Here is a 16,195-nt window from a genome sequence, read left to right on the forward strand (position 1 = left end):
CCTGCTCAGTTCGCTTCGGCCAGCGCCTTCAAGGCGCTGGTGCCATGAACGACGACGGCCTCGCCGGCGCGCACGCCGTCCTTGAGGATGACCTGGCCATCGGCCGCGCCCAGGCGGTGCACGGTGCGGCGCTGATAGCCACGCGGCGTGGCGACAAAGACCACCTCGTCCACGCCGATCGTGGTCACTGCGCCTTCGGGCACGGCAACCGCCCCGCCGCTGGCCGCACCCCACACGGTGATCGAGCCGACGCGCCCGGCCACGATGCCGGGATCGGCGGGCAATTGCGCCTTGAGCGTGGCGGAACGGGTGGCGGGATCGATCGCGTTGCCCACCGCCGTGACCGTGCCGGTCACGCTGCCACTGCCACCGGCCACTGGCAGGCGCACGGTCTGGCCCACGCGTACCTGGCCGATCAGCCGCTCGGGCAACTGGGCGGTTGCTTCATAGCGGCCGGCCGCGTCGATCACGAACGGCGCAGTGGTGCCATCGACCGGCATGCCGGCCTGGATATCGGCCTTGGTCACGCGGCCGGCGATCGGTGCGGTCAGCGTATAAGTGCCGCTGCTGCCGCGCGCGCCGACCAGCGCCAGGATGCGCGCCTTTTCGCTGACGTCGGCGCCGGCCTCGGCCGCTACGGCGCGGGCTTCATCGGCGCGGGCCCCGGCGATGATGCCTTCGCGGTTCAATTGCGCCAGGCGCGCCGCGCTCGATTGCGCGACCCCGGCGCGGGCATGGGCGCGGGCGAGATCGGCCGATAGCGTCATCACGTCGCGGCTGGCGACCACGGCCAGGGCCTGGCCCCGCGTCACCGCGTCGCCTTCGACCACCAGGGTGCGCAGCACGGTGCCGGGCAGGGTGGCGGCCACGGCCACGCGGGCATTGGCCGGCGGGGCGATCATCGCCGGCAGATCAGCCAGCGGTGCCTGATCGGCCGCGCGGGCCGGCGCGGTGGCAATGCCAAGCGCCGCCGCCTTGGCCGGATCGACTACGAGCAGGCCATTGGCCGCTGGCGCGCTGGCCGGCGTCTGCGCGGTTTGCGACGTGGCCGGGGCAGGCGCCCGCGTAACCCACCAGGCGCCTGCCGCCGCCACAGCCAAGGCGGCCGCGCCGCCCAGAATCGCCCGTTTCAATGCCCTGTTCTGCATGGGGCCCGGTTATCGTCCCGGCCTGACGAAAACCTGACGGGGTAGCGTTTTGGTGGTGTTTTCTCAGGCCTCGTCAGGCAAATGCGCGGGAAAACGCAGGATCAGCGTGCGCGCTTCCGGCGCGGTGGCCAATTCCCCGCCATGGCCGGCCATGATCCGCTCGACGATGCTCAGGCCCAGGCCGGCGCCATCGCGGCTGGCATGATCGGCGCGGGCATGGCGCCGCGCCAGCCGGGCCAGCGCTTCGGGAGCAAGCCCGGGGCCTTCGTCTGCCACGCGCAGGCAGCGGCCCGGCCCGACCGCAACCCGCACCAGGCCGCCTGGCGGGGTAACACGCACGGCGTTTTCGATCAGGTTGCGCAGCGCGGCGGCCACGGCCTCGCGGTGGCCTTGCACGGTAGTCGCGGCCATCTCGGCCGGCTCGTCCAGCGCGATCTCGCGCCCCTGGGTGATGATCTGCGGGGCGAGCGCGGCCACCACGTCTTCGGCCACGCCGGCCAGGATAAAGCTTTGCGGGGGTTGCGGGGTGGCGGCCTCTGCCTCGATCTGGGCCAGCAGCAGCAGCTGTTCGACCAGGCGCCGCATCGCCCCGATCTCGCGCCGCAGGTGGGCGCGGTCCAGTGGCTCGGGGCTGTCGAGCTGCATCGCCATGATCGCCAGCGGGGTGCGCAGTTCATGGGCAACATCGGCGGCAAAGGCTTCGTGCTGGGCAGCAGCATCGTCCAGCCGGGCGAGCAGCGCGTTGATCGAGGTGACGAAAGGCGCCACTTCCACGGGCAGCTCGGCATGCGGCAGGCGCAGCCCGCGCCGCGCCGGGGCATGGGCGATGCTGTGTGCGGTACGGTCCAGCGGCCTGAGCGCACGGTTGATCACCCAACTGGTCGCCAGCAAGGTTGGTACGATCACCACCAGGATCGGCAGCAGCACATGATCGCGCATCTCGCGCCAGGCGGCGCGCGTGTTGGGGCCGGACAGGTCTTGCGGGGTGATGTCGTATTCCCAGAACAGCGCAAAGATCAGCGTGGCCACGGCAAACACGCAGATTACGGCAAGCCCCGCCGACAGGCGCAGGCGGATCGAGCCGCGCCCCTGGCCCAGCGCGGCGATCATCCCTGCTCATCCTGCAACAGATAGCCCAGCCCACGAATGGTGTGGAGCATGCTGCCCAGGCCCTTGTCATCCAGCCGGCGGCGCAGGCGCGAGGCGGCGGCATCGACCGCGTTGGGCGAAACCGCATCATCGAAGTTATAGAGCGCGTTCTCGATCTGGCTGCGCCGCACCACGCTGCCCGCGCCGCGCATCAGCAGTTCGAGCAGATCCGCCTCGCGCCGGGCGAGGTCGAGCCGCTGGCCAGCGACGCTGGCCACGCGGCTGGCGGTGTCAAAGCGCAGCGGCCCCACCTCGATCACCGGATTGGCGCGCGGGCCGGGGCGGCGCAGCAGGGCGCGCAGCCGTGCGGCGATCTCGGCGGTTTCGGCTGGCTTGACCAGGTAATCGTCGGCCCCGGCATCGAGGCCGCCGATGCGATCATCCAGCCCGCTGCGCGCGGTCAGCACCAAGACCGGCAGCGCCAGCCCCTCGGCCCGGCGCCGTTCCAGCCAGGCGCGGCCATCGCCATCGGGCAGGCCCAGATCGAGCAGCAGCGCATCGAACTGCGCGCAGGCGAGCGCGGCGTCGGCATCATCCAGACTGGTCGCGCGATCGCAGACGATGCCGGCGCGCGACAGCCCTTCGCCCATCAGCCCCGCCAGCCGCACGTTGTCTTCCACGATCAGCACCCGCATGGCTGGCGTGTTTAGCCATTAGGCGCCGCCAATGCCATGGTCCTGCAACAATTCCCTGCTGGAGCGGGCCGGCAGGGCACATTCCACTCTGCGATTAATCGCGTGGTGCGTATGACCAATTCTTGACGATTCGCCTGCGCAACCTCTAGCGGGCGCGAAGACTTGCTATGCAACCGGAGTGCGTCCCGTTCGCCAAATCGCTGCCTTGCCCTATCGCACTATCGGTGATGGCCTTTCCGCGCCCATCGAAGTGCTCCTCGTCACCTCGCGCGGGACGGGCCGCTGGGTCATACCCAAGGGCAATTTCGGCAAGAGCGAAGCCGCCCATGCCGCCGCCGCCCGCGAGGCGGAGGAGGAGGCCGGTGTGATCGGGGCGATCTGCCCCGCCGCGCTCGGCCGGTTCGAATACCGCAAGACCCTGCGTTCCGGCGCGTCGGTGATGGTCCAGGTCCAGGTTTTCCCCCTGGCCGTGACCGAGGAACTGCCGCACTGGGCCGAAGGGGAACAACGTACCCGCCAATGGTTTTCGCTTGCTGCTGCCGCCGACGCGGTGGACGAGCCAGACCTGCAGGCATTGATTCGCAGCTTCCGGGCCACGGAATTCCGGGCCCTTGCCACCACCGCACCGCTTGTCCGCCGCTTGGGCAGCGTGAAAGAAAGACTGGGCATGTTTCACTGGTTCCAGAACCTGTTGCCGCGCCAGGGCAACTTCTTCGAACTGTTCGAGGCGCACGGCCAAACCCTGATCGCCGGCAGCAATGCCTTGGCGCGCCTGCTTCAGGGCGGGCCGGGCATGGCCGATCACGTGCGCGAGATTGCCGAGCGCGAGCACGATGCCGACGCGATCACCCGTGAAGTGCTGGTGACCGTGCGCCGCACGTTCCTGACGCCGTTCGATCGCGGGGCGATCACCTCGCTGATCAGCGCGATGGACGATTCGATCGACCAGATGCACCAGACCTCCAACGCGATCTCGCTCTATGAAGTGACCGCGTTCGAGCAGGAAATGGCCGACATGGCCGCGATTATCGTGGAATGCGCGCGCGTGATTGCCGAGGCGCTGCCGCTGCTGCGCTCGATCCACGCCAATGCCGCCCGCCTGCACGAGCTGACCGAGCGGCTGGTGCGCCTGGAAGGCAAGGCTGACGAGATCCACGACGCCGGCCTGTCCAAGGCGTTCAAGGCCCACGGCCAGACCGCGCCGATGCAGTTCTTCGTCGCCCGCGAAATCTACAGCCACCTTGAACGCGTGGTCGACCGCTTCGAGGATGTCGCCAACGAGATCGACGGCCTGGTCATCGATCACGCCTAAGGAGCCGGGTTCATGAACCATGTGGCCGTGGCGCTGCCCCTGATCATCGCACTGGTGATCATGGCCTTGGCGTTCGATTTCATCAACGGACTGCACGACGCGGCAAATTCGATTGCCACGGTGGTGTCCACGCGCTTGCTCACGCCGGTGCAGGCCGTGCTGTTTGCCGCGTTCTTCAACTTCGCCGCCTATTTCACCTTCGGCCTGAAAGTGGCCGAAACGGTGGGCAAGGGCATCATCGACAAGGACGTGATCACCCCGCAGGTGATCTTCGGCGCTCTGGTCGGCGCGATGACCTGGAACGTCATCACCTGGTGGCGCGGCATCCCCTCCTCGTCCAGCCACGCGCTGATCGGCGGGTTGCTGGGCGCGGGCACGATGCATGCCGGCACCAGCGCGATCGTGTGGAAAGGGGTGACCTCCACCACCTCGGCGATCGTGCTCTCGCCAGTGGTTGGCCTGGTCGTCTCGATGGTGCTGATGCTGCTGTCGTCTTGGCTGTTCGCCAAGGCCTCGGCGCGCACGGCGGAAAGCTCGTTTAAGAAGCTGCACCTCATTTCTGCGGCGGCCTATTCGATCGGCCACGGTGCCAACGACGCGCAAAAGACGATGGGGATCATCGCCGTGCTGCTCTATTCGCAGGGCATGCTGGGCGGCACGTTCCACGTACCCGGCTGGGTGGTGATCTCTTGCTACATCGCCATGGGCCTGGGCACGCTGTCGGGCGGGTGGAAGATCATCGAAACGATGGGCAGCCGCATCACCAAGCTGTCGCACCACCAGGGCTTCTGCGCCTCGGCCGGCGGCTCGATCATGCTCTTCGCCGCCAGCGCCTTTGGCATTCCGGTCTCGACCACGCACACCATCACCGGCTGCGTCGTCGGCGTGGGCGCGGCGCGCCGTGCCTCGGCCGTGCGCTGGAGCGTGGCGCAGCGCGTGGTCGTCGCCTGGCTTGTGACCATTCCCGCCTCGGCCCTGGTGGGCGCGATCTTCTACGAGATTGCCAAGGTTTTTTGAGCGCTTGAGGAGCCGACCGGCTCCCCTGGCGTTGCGTGGCCATGATGTATTTCGAACACGCGGCAGTGGCGCTCGCGCTGCAGCTCCTTATCCGACGCTGCGGCGGATCGTGGTGGCTGGGCGCGGCGATCGCATCTGCCTATTTCATCGGCCGGGAAGTGGCCCAGGCGGAATATCGCTGGATCGAGATGTTCGGCCAGGGCCGGCGGGCCAATATGCCGTGGTGGGGCCCACTCGATCTGCGCGTATGGCCCAAGCTGGACCAGTGGATTGACTGGATCGGGCCGCTCGTGGCGACCAACGGGCTGGCGCTGATCATGCAGCTGTGGCCGCGCTGGCGCTGAATCCCGGTCGGAACGGTTTCGATCCGCTATTGCGAAGTGTGCGGCGAACGCTATCGCAAACCTTTATGCACCAGCACTCTACGTTGGCGGAGCCAAGCGTGCGAACGTGCGGTCGGAGTTTTGCGTGCCCCCTCGTGACAAACTTTACCTACCCGAAATCACTCTCTGCGCCGCCACGTCTGTCAACGTTGCAGCGACCGTGTCGGCCTTGCGGGCAAGCCTCGATCAAGTCGCGGTACCGGACTGTGTGCTTCTCACGGATGCCGATGTCGATCCGGGCGACAGTCGCATTCGCGTGGCCCGCATCGCCCCGCTGCGATCCTCGGCGGCATACTCCGATTTCATCCTGACCAGATTGCTCGATCATGTTTCCACCAGCCACTGCCTTGTCGCGCAATGGGATGGGCATGTGCTGGACGCACGGCGCTGGCAGCCGGCATTTCTGGATTTCGACTATATCGGCGCCAGTTGGCCGCAATTTGCCGATGGGCATGATGTGGGCAACGGCGGCTTTTCGCTGCGCAGCCGGCGGCTGATGGAAGCATGCCGCGCGGCGCAGTTTAAGCAGGTTCATCCTGAGGACACGGCCATCGGGCGGGTCAACCGGGCCTGGCTGGAGCAACAGGGCATGCGCTTCGCCCCGCGTGAAATGGCCGACCTGTTTGCGGCCGAACGCGCCAGCGATCCCCAGTGCACGTTCGGCTATCACGGGGTTTTCAACATGCCTCGCGCACTGGGCGTGGCCACGTTCTGGGATATCTATCAGTCGCTCGATTACCGCGGCACGATCCGGCCAGATTTTTGGCCCCTGGTGCGTGCCGTCAGCGCAGGACGCGGCGGATTGCGGCGCGGTTGGCGCATGATATCCAATCGCTATATCGCGGGCCACTATGCCTGAGCGGTGCAGAATCGAATCTGATGCCGATGGCGCGATGACCACAGGCGTCACCAGGTTGCCGCTGCATCGGCGCATCGCGCGCCGTGTCATGCTGTCTTGGCTGACTTTTCGCGTCTATTGCGACACGTTCCTGGCTGAGCCAAACCGGTTTGCCACCGCAATCAAGTGGCGCATCCTGGGCAAGCGCGTAAGGGCGCGCAGCCAGCTTGCAGCGCTGCTCGGCCTGTCGCCACGGGCGTACCGACTGTGGGTGCTGCGGCGGGAAACGGGGACGCCCGCCGTGCAAGCCCCGCATTCGTCGCCGCCGATCGTGGCACTCGTGGATGCGGCCGGCGCGCACGACGCGCCTGCCTTGCGTGCCACGTTGGATTGCCTGCAGGCATTGGGCGTTTCTGCCTACCTGGTTGGTTCCGAAGCACATCCTGATCTCGAAAGTGTCGCTGCAGATATTGCGTGGGACCAGCAGCCATGGCTCATGCCGATGCGCGTGGGAGATATCCTGGCTCCCCGCGCGCTGGCGCATTATCGCCATGCTATCGCCCAAGGCAGTCCTGCGGTCATCTATGCCGACGATGACATCATACCGGCAGGATCGCGCCATCGTCACGATCCACATTTCAAGCCGGCCTGGAACGCGCCGCTGTTCGAGCATTGGGATTTCGTGAGCGGTGCGTGCGTGGTTCAAGCCCGGCCTGAGGATCTGCGGGCGGTGACAACGACCCCGGATTGGGTATCGGCCTTGGTGGCGCGGATCATTGCCAGCGCAGCAACAGAACCACTTCACTTGCCTGCCGTGCTCCACCACCGGCGGATGCGGCCACAACCGGTGCTGCCGCCGCAACCAGTCAATCCGCCGCGTGATCTCCCCTCGCTATCGGTGATAGTCCCGACCCGTAACGGCCTTGATCTGCTGCGCACGTGTCTCGATGGCCTGGCCAAGACTCGCTATCCGGATATGGAAGTGATCGTGGTGGACAACAACAGCGATGACCCCGAAACGCTGGAGTTTCTGGCCAAGCTGGACCCAAACCGATACCGCGTCCTGCGCCATCCTGGCCCATTCAACTACTCGGCAATCAACAACCGTGCTGTCGAACAGGCGCGCGGAACGCTGATCTGCCTGCTCAACAACGACATCGAAATCACCGATCTTGATTGGCTGGCCACCATGGCCGCCACGGCTATCCGGCCCGACGTGGGGGCGGTGGGTGCGCGGTTGCTCTATCCCGATGGCCGCATCCAGCACGCGGGCGTCGTGCTTGGCGTCGGCAAGGCGGCGGGCCATGCGCACAAACTGCTGCGCCCCGAAGAGCGCGGCTATCACTGGCGCCACGCCCTGCCGCAATTCACCTCGGCCGTGACAGCGGCCTGCCTGGTGGTGATGCGCGAGCGCTTCATGGCCGTAGGGATGCTGAACGAGGTTGATTTTCCAGTTGCGTTCAATGATGTCGATCTTTGCCTGCGCCTCAACGCGCGGGGCTGGCAATCGTTTTACGAGCCGCGTGCGACATTGATCCATCACGAATCCGTGTCGCGCGGGCATGGTCACGATCCTGTCGGCGCCGCGCGCTTTGCCGGTGAGTTGGCCGCGCTCAAACGCCTGTGGAGAACAGACGCTCTGTGTGACCCGTACCACCATCCCCAGCTCAGCGACGCTAGTGAACGTTTCGCCATCGCGCTCTAAACTGATCGCCGCACCTTGTGGGCATCTGGGCAAAGCTGGCTGCTGAGACACGCCGAAGTCGAAAAGGAAGCACACGTTGCACAACCCATTGCCTGGAATCCCCTTGGTGGAATCGCCGCTGTTTCCGCAATTGAAGGCGACGATGGCGCTGACGGATACGGAGATGGGGATCGCCGACAGCCTGGCGACGCGTGGATTTGCCGTGTTCGACTTTCCCGATGCCGCGCTCGACGCGCGCATCGACCGGATCAAGGCCAATCTCGGGCCGCGGTTCGGGATCGCCTTCGAAGATGCCCAGAGTGACAAGACGGGCGGCGAACGCCGCGTTCAGGATGCGTGGCAGTTCGATGCCAATGTGCGCGCCATTGCCACGAACCAGGCGGTGCTGGACCTGTTGACCAAGCTCTATGGCCGCCAGGCGTTCCCGTTCCAGACGCTCAACTTTCCAGTCGGCACGCAGCAAGACGCGCATACCGACATGGTCCACTTCTCCAGCCTGCCGGAGCGGTTCATGTGCGGGGTGTGGTTGGCCATGGAAGATATTGGCCCCGATGCCGGCCCCCTGTTCTACCTGCCAGGTTCGCATCGCTGGCCAGCGCTGAACAATGGCATGATCGGCCGCCGTGGCTTCGGTAGCAAGTTGTCGTCTGCACAGGATCCTTTCGCCGAGGCATGGCGAGCCCTTGCCGAGGCGAATGGCGCTGCGCCCGAGACGTTTCTCGCGCGCAAGGGGCAGGCCCTGATCTGGACGGCCAACCTGCTGCACGGGGGCAGTGTGCAAAACGACCCACGGCTGACGCGCTGGTCGCAGGTGACGCATTACTATTTCGACGATTGCATCTATTATACGCCAGCGTTTTCCGATGAGTTTCTGGGACGCCTTGATGTGCGCCGCCCTTATGCGATCACCGAAGGGGCGATGCGGCAGGGCAGCTATCTGGGGGTGCCATTGCCGAAGCCGGCAAAGCGCGGTTGGCGCGGTCTGCTGCGGCGGTTGAGGGGCAGAAAGTGATCGAGCAAAACTGATCGGGCAAGGGCAGGGCGACGGCGTTTGCAGCGCCATGCCGCTTGCCCATTTGTTTGTATCGAAAGGCCCTTTCGGATCGTCGGGTTTATCGGGGCCGAGGTGTTCCCAGACTTGCGCTGCCCTGTGGCATGCCCTAGCGATACGCCGTTTAATGGTGAAAGCGTTTGCGCGCTTGCACCTACTCGTTTGATGCAGGTAATATGAGCGCTGAGACGGCCATGTCGGCAGATATTTTGACTTCACCGCAGGGTTCGCGCGTCTCGAGCTGGGCGAAGCGGAATAAATGGTTTGTAATTTTCGTCATCATACCGACTTTGTTGACGGCGATTTACTACGGTTTTTTTGCTGCTGATATCTACGTTTCGGAATCGAGATTCGTCATCAAGTCTCCGGATGACAAAAAGCCGCAAATGTCATCGCTGGCGAATCTGATTCAGACCACGGGGTTGTCCGCGGGCCAGGAGCAGGCGAACGAGGTGCTGGATTATGTGCGTTCACGCGACGCGCTTGCCGCCCTGGATCGGCACATGGCCGTCCGCCAGCGCTTTGCCAATGGTGGAGATATCTTCACGCGCTTTCCCAGTTTCATCACTGGAAACTCGTTCGAATACCTCTATCGTTATTATTCCAAAATGGTTGATGCCAGTCTGGATCCGCAGACCGGTACGGCCGTGGTGAAGGTGAAGGCATTCACGCCTGAAGATGCCTACCAAATCAATCGCAGCCTGCTCGGGCTCAGCGAAGATCTGGTCAATCGATTGAACGCGCGCGCGCGCGACCGGGGGATCGCCGAGGCGGAGCGCCAGGTGCAGATCGCCACCGAGCGCACCCGCAAGATCACCGCTGCCTTGACGGGATATCGCAACCAGGTTGCCTTGATCGATCCTGCCAAGCAAGCCGGCGGCGTGATCGAAATTGCCAACCAGATGGTTGCGCAGCGCTCGGCGTTGCAGGCGCAGTTGGAAACCATGGAGCGCGAAACGCCACGCAACCCTGCCATTCCTGCTCTACGCAACCGCATTGCCGCAATCTCGTCGCAGATCGCCCAGCAGAATGGCAGGGTAGTTGGCGGCGCCAACACGATCGCATCCAAGTTGGGTAACTACGACGACCTGCTGGTTGAGCAGAAGTTTGCGAACGAAAATCTTACTGCCGCAAATGCCGGCCTGGTCCAGGCGCGTTCCGAGGCCCAGAAGCAGCAGTTTTATCTCGAGCGGGTCGTGGAGCCCAACCGGCCGGACACCGCACTGTTGCCGCATCGCTTGCTGGGCATCCTGACCGTGGCTGCGTCGTTGCTATGCCTTTATTTCATCGGCTGGATGCTCGTCATCGGCATTCTAGAGCACGCGCCTGAGAATTAATGCGATGAGCAGCGTCAAGCCGTCTCGTCTTCGCCAGGGCCTGAAGGTTCAGGGCCGCGTGATCCACGCGCTGATCATCCGCGAATTGATTACGCGGTTCGGCCGTGAAAACATCGGCTTCCTGTGGATGATGGTCGAGCCTTTGCTCTTTGCCGGCCTCGTCGCCATCATCTGGCGAATGATGCGCGGCTCGGAGGAGCATGGCGTCAGCATCGTGGCGTTCGTGGTGACGGGTTATATCCCGCTCACTCTGTTCCGCCACGTTGTGGGGAGGAGCGTGGCAATTTTCCAGGCCAACAGCAGCCTGATGTATCACCGCCAGATTCAGATCCTTGATTTCGTCATCGTCCGCTTTCTGATCGAAATGCTGGGCACGATGATGGCATTCGTGTTCATCGCCACCATTCTCATCTGCTTCGATGCCTTTCCCATCCCTGCCGATCCAGGCCTGATGATTGCGGGATGGCTCGTATACTGTGCGTTTTCGTTTTCGTTGTGCTTAATGATCGCGCCGCTGTCGGAAATGTCCGAAGTTCTGGAAAAATTTCTTCCGGTAACTACCTACATCATGATTCCGTTTTCAGGCTCGTTCACGATGGTTTCCTGGTTAAGCCCTGGGCTTCGGCAATACATCTTGTGGTCGCCATTTGTGAACGGCGTCGAAATGATGCGTGGCGGCATTTGGGGGGAGCATCTGGTTGTCTATTATGACGTCTGGTATCCGCTCGGCGTATCGATGATTTTCTCTGCGATCGGACTAGTATTAATTCGCCGCGTGCGCCGAAAGATTGTTGTCGAATGATCGTGTGCCAAAATCTTAGCAAGTCCTATCCCATGGGTCATGGGCGCAAGCACGTGCTGCGGGACTTGAGTTTGCGCGTCAATCCGGCTGACAAGATTGCTCTGCTCGGGCGTAACGGCGCGGGCAAGTCAACGTTCATCAAGCTGCTCGGTGGCGTGGAACTGCCGACGTCCGGCACCATTCGCCGGACGATGTCGATCTCATGGCCGCTCGGCTTCAACGGTGGCTTCCAGGGCAGTCTGACTGGCTACGATAATGCGCGCTTCATCGCGCGGATTTATGGCAAGCCGTATGATTGGATGAAGGACTTCATCGAGGATTTTACCGAGCTCGGTCGTCAGCTCAACATGCCTGTGAAGACCTACTCATCGGGCATGCGGGCGCGGTTGGCGTTTGGGTTGTCGCTGGCGATCGATTTTGATTGCTATCTCATCGATGAAATCATCCTCGTTGGTGACGCCAATTTTCGTGAGAAATGTCATTACGAGCTTTTCGAGCGCCGCAAGGATCGAACGCTGATTCTGGCCTCGCATGATATGGGCGCAATCCGCGATTTCTGTAACCGCGCTGTCGTGTTCCGAGATGGCCAGGCCACCGAGACGGATGATGTGGCGCGGGCAATTGAAGAGTATGAGCGGCTTTAATCACTGCGTCATTTTGGGGGATGCGGTGATTGTCCGAGAGGCATGGGCAGGGTGTTTGGCCGTATGGGGATCGCAGGCCGATGTGGCACGGTGAGATGCTGCTTAAGTCTATGCTTAGAAGCGAAGGTCGCCAGGCGAAAGCAGAGATGTGGGTTGATCCAGCACCTTGACGGATGCGAGGCATTCCATCTAGACCTCCGGGCGATTGCGCGATGTTGAAGCGAGATGGCTGTTTTGGACATTCGAAATTGTCAAACTTGACGATAATGTTGACGACACCTGAATTTCGCCTTTGGCGCTGCACAAGTAACTAGAAACGGATTGCATATTCTGTGACCAATCAAAAGATATTGTTTGTCTCGGACAGTCTTGGCACTCCGATTCATGCTCGCGGCATTTTCAATTTTAGTTACGGTATTGTGCAGATTCTCAAGGATCTGTCATTTTCCGTTGACCTGTTGGTCGAGCCTCCGACGGCCGGCGTGTACAATCGCGTGGCACGGGGCGCTATCGACACCCTAAGCACAATTCAAGCCAAAGCTGTTCTGGCAGATCTCTTCAAGCACTTCCAGGGTGATCGTTTCAGCTTTGAGTGGCACTATCCCAATCGTGCCTTTCAGCGCCTGTGCGACGAATTCCCCGATCTTGCCAATCTTCAGCTGACCATAGATGATGGTCGTCGCGTTGAAGCGCAGAAATATCTCCCAGCAGATCAGGATATATTTCGCGAGTTTCGTGGAAATCTGCTGACAGATCATCTGTTGCTGTTTGATGGGTTCGTGATTTCTCCGCGTGTTTACGGGGAGTCGTTTCGGCGCGCTATTCATGGTGTGCGGCCTAATATTGTCGATGCCGCGGGGTATGACTACGTTTTTGTCGATACGCCCCATTGCGTTGATTTCATCAATATTCCGCAGGAAAAAATCATTTTTGTTGTCCACGATGTGATTCCGCTCATCGAATGGATGGCGTATGATTGGCGGGAAATGTTTGTGAACAAGCTTTCTGCAACTGCGAAAGCCGGACGCAATGGTATCTTTGTTTCTGAAACTACCCGCTCATATTTCGAAGAGCTTTATCCTGCTCTTGAGCTTACTTCTAGCACGATCATCTATCCGCCGGTGCGAAAAGAGGTTGCAAACGCTGCTCAAATTATCGGGCGCAAGCTGAAAGCGGACTATATCCGCGACATTGCCGACAACAAAGCGGCTGAGTTTGCTGGTTACGCATTGAAGTCAAGCGATCAACCTGCAGAGGTTGAGCGTACGCGTTGGCGTGCAAATAAGCCTGCCGCATCAGCAATGCCCACCTGGAATGGCGATCTTCCTTATTTCTGCACAGTGCTATCGGACGAGCCAAGAAAGAATATTACTGTGCTTGTCGAAGCGTCTAAGATGCTCGTTGGGCGTGCTAATATTGTTGTGATGGGCCAGATCAATGGCAATGCGCATATGAACGAGCGGCCGGAGCTTTTCCCGAATCTTCATTTTACCGGCTACGTTTCCAACGGGCAGAAGTTTGACTTGTTGAGTGCCTGCGAGGCATTCATTTTCCCCAGCTTCTCAGAAGGTTTCGGGATTCCGATCATCGAAGCAGCGTTGTTTGGCGCGCCGATCATTTGTTCCGACATTCCGGTTTTCCGTGAGGTGACGGACGGCAAGGCAGCGTTCTTCCCTCCATCTGACGCGGACGCTCTCGTGGCGCAGATTGAGCGCTTTCTGAACGACCCTGCAGAACGGGATACCGGCGGCGCGCTCAAGTCTTTTGCTCAGGAAGCATTCGTGCAGTCATCCCTGAAAGGCCGGCTCGCCAGTATTTTTGCGCACGAGGAAGTATAAGATGAGCGCCGTTACCCATCTCAACCAAGTCGGTTTTCCGGCGCTCCTTGATACGCTACGCGCTTCTTTCCCTGGAGCTATAGCCATTGATTACCCCGCAGTATGTGGGTTCTCGGCTGACAAGCTGCTAACGGATGATCAAGCGATGGCGATCAACCGTCTTGGAATGGCGCTTGGCATGCTGATAGATCTCAAGTTGGCGCGAGGACACTTTTACGAATCCCAGGATGCGACATATTACTGGGATTATCACCTAACTCCGGCAGGGTATCGCGCGCTTTCCATGCGCGCCGTTGTCACCGAGGCCACGTTGCAGGGAGTGCTTGCGGCACTGGCCGAGACCGTGCCGGAAAGAGCTTGAGCATATATGTCATCGGTTGGGTTTAATCGCGTGCGCTTTACCAAAGGGGCGGGTGATTTCTCACCGGTGATATATTTGGATATCGTCGATCTCTTGGCCTATGTGCGGTCGAATATCACAGTAAGTGGTATTCAGCGCGTTGTGGTTAACTTAATTGCCGACGGTGAGGCTGCGGCAGCGCGGAATGGCGCAAGTTTCGTGCTTGTTGCACCAGAGTATGATCGGAAGTTAGTATACGCGGTTGACAGCACTGCTGTGCAGAAGATGCTGTCGGCGCTGGATGATGCTCGGCTAGATCGCACCGCGCTCGATCGCGCAATTGATGCGGTCTATTCGAGCCGTGAATTGGTGTTTCCCGCTGCAGACGATGTGTTTGTCATTGCTGGCGCATTCTGGATTTACAGCGATTACGACATCCTGATGGCCATGCGGCGGCGGGGTGTGCGAGTGGTTGCCTTCATTCATGACCTCATCCAGATTAGCCACCCCGAATTCGTGCATGTCGACGCGACAGAGCGGTTCCGCCGCGCGTTTGTGGACATCGCATCCAGTTCTGCGGGATTGCTGACGAATTCCCATTATGTTGCCCAGGACACAAAGCGTTTTCTGGCTGAGCGCACTACCATGACCTTGCCGGTCAGCGCTGTACCCTTGGCGACCGAACTGCCAGCGCGCTCATTTGCTGCAATGGATCGCACTACCTCCGATCCGCGGATCGCACGTTTGCTTGCCACGCCTTATGTGCTTTCGGTTTCAACCATCGAAATCCGGAAAAACCATAGTTACATGGTAAAGGTTTGGGAGGAGCTAATTGCGTCAGGCGATACGGCGGTTCCTGATCTTGTATTTGTAGGGAAAATTGGCTGGGATATTGATCCCTTCATTTCGGATCTGGCGCGGCACGAGAACCTCGGCGGCAAGCTGCATATTCTAAGCGATGTTGGCGACGAGGATCTTGCCACGCTTTACCGCCATGCCGCCTTCACGATGTACATGAGTTTCGTCGAAGGGTTCGGTTTGCCGGTTGCAGAAAGCCTGGCTTACGGTGTTCCTTGCATTGCATCTGATCGATCGTCGATGCCCGAGGTTGGCGGCGATCTGGCACGCTATCTCGATCCTCACGATATCTCGGGTGGAGTGGCTCTGGTTCGCCGACTGCTGATGGATCCAGACGAGTTGGCGCACTGGCGCGCTCAAGTCGTCGCGCACTTCCGCGTTCGTACCTGGGCCGAATTCACCGATGACTTCGTTGCTGCAGCACTGTCTGTTCCGGCACCGCGGGCAGAAGTCTGTAACGCTCGTTTCGCGTCGGGTGAAATTCACGGCATGGGCCGTTGGGAGGTCGCCCGGCGAGATGCACGCGGAGAGTCCCTGGGATATCTCGCGGCCAGCCGTCTCCACGGTTGGGGGGGCAATGACGATTGGGGCTGCTGGGCTGAAGGGGCAAATGCCACGCTTGTGCTTGCCACCGATCTTGCGCCAGGTGATCCAGTCACTGTTCAGATTTTGGTAAAGAGCGCCGCGGGAAAGCCAATGAGGCTGGGCGTGCGTTTCGGTGAGGATGCTGGCGGTGACATGGTTGATCTGGGTGATCTGCCCAACCGCGCGGTTTGGCGTCGATGCAACGGTACGATAGGTCGCAACGGCACACTTGCGCTTCGCTTTGATTGTGATGGCGATTGCGGGCCGGCGGGCTATTTTGCTCTTCTAGCTATCGCATTTGCCCGCAGTGATGACATCGAGGGCCGCATGGCGATCGTCGAGACACTAGCCCTTGATCGACACCGCATGGCATCGCCGGCGCGGCTTCCTCGCCGCAAGGCACGCGTTACGCCCATATCCCGTGAATGGGTGGATCCGGTGTGGTATCTGGAAACATACCCAGACGTGCAATTGCTCGGCATGTCTGCAGAGGCGCACTTCGAATGGTTGGGCCGTCGCCTTGGTCGCAGACCCAATGGGTCCGTCGATTAGT

The 16,195-nt window shown here is 61.4% G+C and carries 15 protein-coding genes; 12 read left to right on the forward strand and 3 right to left on the reverse strand.

Translation table 11 applies throughout. The annotated features are described in order from the left end of the window. Positions 1 to 5 precede the first annotated feature (5 nt). From SCA01S_RS15775 to SCA01S_RS15785, 3 genes are all read right to left on the reverse strand, one after another. Positions 6 to 1,133, reverse strand: a complete 1,128-nt coding sequence (locus SCA01S_RS15775; RefSeq protein WP_245652686.1) for an efflux RND transporter periplasmic adaptor subunit — start codon at positions 1,131 to 1,133, stop codon at positions 6 to 8. Positions 1,134 to 1,211: 78 nt separating this feature from the next. Further along, complete coding sequence (locus SCA01S_RS15780; protein ID WP_084391053.1) at positions 1,212 to 2,258, reverse strand: ATP-binding protein; 1,047 nt, start codon at positions 2,256 to 2,258, stop codon at positions 1,212 to 1,214. Continuing rightward, a complete protein-coding gene (locus SCA01S_RS15785; protein WP_062787324.1) occupies positions 2,255 to 2,932 on the reverse strand; it encodes a response regulator in 678 nt (225 codons plus the stop codon). Before SCA01S_RS15785 ends, SCA01S_RS15780 begins: the two co-directional genes overlap by 4 nt. Before the next feature lie 205 nt (positions 2,933 to 3,137). On the opposite strand from SCA01S_RS15785, the gene SCA01S_RS15790 reads away from it, so the two are divergent. The 12 genes from SCA01S_RS15790 (at position 3,138) to SCA01S_RS15850 (ending at position 16,194) form a co-directional block, all read left to right on the forward strand. Next, positions 3,138 to 4,244 carry a DUF47 family protein gene (locus SCA01S_RS15790; protein WP_022677151.1) on the forward strand — a complete coding sequence of 369 codons (1,107 nt, stop codon included), beginning with the start codon at positions 3,138 to 3,140 and terminating at the stop codon, positions 4,242 to 4,244. A 12-nt stretch (positions 4,245 to 4,256) separates the two neighbouring features. Continuing rightward, on the forward strand, positions 4,257 to 5,261 hold the full coding sequence (locus tag SCA01S_RS15795; RefSeq protein ID WP_062787327.1) for an inorganic phosphate transporter: 1,005 nt from the start codon (positions 4,257 to 4,259) through the stop codon (positions 5,259 to 5,261). Positions 5,262 to 5,302: 41 nt separating this feature from the next. Beyond that, the gene (locus SCA01S_RS15800) at positions 5,303 to 5,605 is read left to right on the forward strand and encodes a hypothetical protein (RefSeq protein WP_062787330.1); all 303 of its coding nucleotides are present in this window, start codon (positions 5,303 to 5,305) and stop codon (positions 5,603 to 5,605) included. Between the two features lie 247 nt (positions 5,606 to 5,852). Beyond that, complete coding sequence (locus SCA01S_RS15805; RefSeq protein WP_245652687.1) at positions 5,853 to 6,503, forward strand: DUF5672 family protein; 651 nt, start codon at positions 5,853 to 5,855, stop codon at positions 6,501 to 6,503. Positions 6,504 to 6,537: 34 nt separating this feature from the next. Next, positions 6,538 to 8,187, forward strand: coding sequence for a glycosyltransferase family 2 protein (locus SCA01S_RS15810; protein ID WP_245652693.1), 1,650 nt, complete (start codon positions 6,538 to 6,540; stop codon positions 8,185 to 8,187). A gap of 76 nt (positions 8,188 to 8,263) precedes the next feature. Continuing rightward, a complete protein-coding gene (locus SCA01S_RS15815) occupies positions 8,264 to 9,199 on the forward strand; it encodes a phytanoyl-CoA dioxygenase family protein (RefSeq protein ID WP_062787333.1) in 936 nt (311 codons plus the stop codon). Between the two features lie 215 nt (positions 9,200 to 9,414). Continuing rightward, positions 9,415 to 10,575 (forward strand): KpsE/RkpR family capsule polysaccharide export protein, encoded by a 1,161-nt coding sequence (locus SCA01S_RS15820; RefSeq protein ID WP_062787336.1) that lies wholly within the window; start codon positions 9,415 to 9,417, stop codon positions 10,573 to 10,575. Positions 10,576 to 10,579: 4 nt separating this feature from the next. Further along, positions 10,580 to 11,377: an ABC transporter permease gene (locus SCA01S_RS15825; protein WP_062787339.1), complete on the forward strand. Its 798-nt coding sequence runs from the start codon at positions 10,580 to 10,582 to the stop codon at positions 11,375 to 11,377. Then, positions 11,374 to 12,021 (forward strand): ABC transporter ATP-binding protein, encoded by a 648-nt coding sequence (locus SCA01S_RS15830; protein ID WP_062787342.1) that lies wholly within the window; start codon positions 11,374 to 11,376, stop codon positions 12,019 to 12,021. Before SCA01S_RS15825 ends, SCA01S_RS15830 begins: the two co-directional genes overlap by 4 nt. A 332-nt stretch (positions 12,022 to 12,353) precedes the next feature. Continuing rightward, the gene (locus SCA01S_RS21875; protein ID WP_157089007.1) at positions 12,354 to 13,859 is read left to right on the forward strand and encodes a glycosyltransferase; all 1,506 of its coding nucleotides are present in this window, start codon (positions 12,354 to 12,356) and stop codon (positions 13,857 to 13,859) included. Between the two features lies 1 nt (position 13,860). After that, the gene (locus SCA01S_RS15845; RefSeq protein WP_062787351.1) at positions 13,861 to 14,220 is read left to right on the forward strand and encodes a hypothetical protein; all 360 of its coding nucleotides are present in this window, start codon (positions 13,861 to 13,863) and stop codon (positions 14,218 to 14,220) included. Positions 14,221 to 14,250: 30 nt separating this feature from the next. Beyond that, on the forward strand, positions 14,251 to 16,194 hold the full coding sequence (locus SCA01S_RS15850) for a glycosyltransferase family 4 protein (RefSeq protein ID WP_158272930.1): 1,944 nt from the start codon (positions 14,251 to 14,253) through the stop codon (positions 16,192 to 16,194). Position 16,195: the final 1 nt, after the last annotated feature.

Origin of the sequence: Novosphingobium capsulatum NBRC 12533 (assembly GCF_001598375.1) — a bacterium.
In the GTDB taxonomy this organism is placed as follows: Bacteria; Pseudomonadota; Alphaproteobacteria; order Sphingomonadales; family Sphingomonadaceae; genus Novosphingobium; species Novosphingobium capsulatum.